The sequence below is a fragment of the Roseicyclus sp. genome (genome assembly GCF_052168335.1).
Lineage (GTDB): Bacteria > Pseudomonadota > Alphaproteobacteria > Rhodobacterales > Rhodobacteraceae > Roseibacterium.
On sequence record NZ_JBQLZP010000557.1, the window covers coordinates 1 to 1,598 of the forward strand.

2 protein-coding genes and 1 pseudogene are annotated in these 1,598 nt (G+C 71.3%); all 3 read right to left on the bottom strand.

What is annotated here, in order from left to right; all coding sequences use genetic code 11:
• Positions 1 to 250 (bottom strand): annotated as a pseudogene (locus tag ACTS11_RS16975) (hypothetical protein); the annotation flags it as partial.
• Entirely contained in the window at positions 247 to 1,173 is a 927-nt protein-coding gene (locus ACTS11_RS16980; protein WP_442641478.1) for a FliM/FliN family flagellar motor switch protein, read from the bottom strand. The gene ACTS11_RS16980 and the pseudogene ACTS11_RS16975, both read right to left, overlap by 4 nt.
• Positions 1,170 to 1,598 (bottom strand): flagellar basal body-associated FliL family protein (locus tag ACTS11_RS16985; protein ID WP_442641479.1); only part of this gene is annotated, 429 nt, incomplete at its 5' end. The genes ACTS11_RS16985 and ACTS11_RS16980, both read right to left, overlap by 4 nt.

Here is a 1,598-nt window from a genome sequence, read left to right on the forward strand (position 1 = left end):
TGGAGGGCGACGGGGCGTCCGCATGGCCGCGCCAGTCGCCGCCCCGCTGCGCCGGAAGGGTCTCGGCCACCGAGCGAAGCCGGATCACCGAGCCTTCGGTCCGGTCGATCGCCTCCGAGAAGGTCTCGACCACCGGGCGAAGCCCCTCGAGAGCCGCCATGAGCTTGCGTATCCGCCGGTGGAGATAGAAGGCATAGCAGACGGCGCCGCACAGGAGCGCGAGGATGATGGCATCGACAATATGCGTCATGGGGCCCTGACCTCCCTGGTTTCCACGTCTTCGGTGATCTGGATGGCGACCGAGCCGTTCCCCCGCCGGCCCGCCATCCCGAGAAAGATCGTCCTTCCTCCGCAGGCGATGCGCGCCGGATCGGCCGCGAGAAGTCCCAGATCGAGCGTCATTCCGGGCGTCCAGCCCAGCGCGTCGCCGAGGCGGACCTCGCCCTCGCCGATCACGGCCGTGACCTTGACGCGCGCGGACGCGATCATCGCCGACATCTCCTGGCGCCAGCCGGCGGCTTCGGGCGGGGTCCGCTGCGCCACGGGGCGCGACAGGAGCTCGATATCGGCGCCGAAGAGGGACATGGGCAGGATCGCCTTGAACGTTCCCACCGCAGGGCCCGCCTCGAGCGAGACCTCCGCCACGATGCAGCGCCCTTCGGGCATGTCGAGGTCCTCGTCGTCGGCGCCCGTCTTCAGATCGAGAAGGCGTCCCGAGACCTTGCGCAGGGGCGACACCGCCTCGCCGAGGGCAGCGGCGGCACGGTCGAGCAGGCGCTGTGCGATGCGGCGCTCCAGCGGCGTGAGGGCGCGGTCCGCGCCGGCGTCCTCCTCCGTCTCGCCGCCGAGAATCCTGCCGACGAGGCACAGGAGGACCGGCCGGTCGATCGACATCAGGACTTCGCCCGTCCAGGGCCGCGCCTCGGCCGTCGCGAGAACGCCCGTCACGGCGCTCCGCTCCTCCTCCCAGGTCGGATAACGGATCCCGAGCGCGGCGGAGGCGACATCGCGCCCGGTCATCTCGGCAAGGGCCGGACCCAGGTTTCCGCCGAAGCGCAGGAGCGCGTCGTCGAGCCGCCCGAGGCGCAGCGGGCGCTCCGCCGCGGCGCGGATCATCAGTTCCTCGACATCGGCGGGCTCCGGCGTCGCCGCCTTCTGGGCGGTGCGCTTCATTGGATCACCAGGTCGACGACGAGGACTTCGCGCGGAGCCTCCGTCTCGGCCAGGCTGCGCGCCCGGTGAAGGAGTTCTGCCCTCAGCCGCGCGAGGCCCGCCGACCCCCTCAGGTCGCGCTCGTTCAGCAGGCGGAGATAGTCGATGTAGCTGTCGCGGATGTAGACGGAGCGTTCCGCCAGCCGCTCCGCCCCCATGGACGCGGAGTCGTAGACGAGCGCCAGGTTAAGCTTGAGGAACCGCTGCGTCTCGCGGCCCGACGCCGTCGTGGCGGCGATGTTCACGATGATCTCGTCGAGAGGCGCCACGACGAGGGTTTCCGCGGGCATGGCGGCATGCTCGCCACCCTCCGCCTCCGCGTGCTCGCCTTCGGTCCGGTCGGCCGCGGCGTCCGCGACCTCCTCGGCCTCGTCGCCGCTTATCAG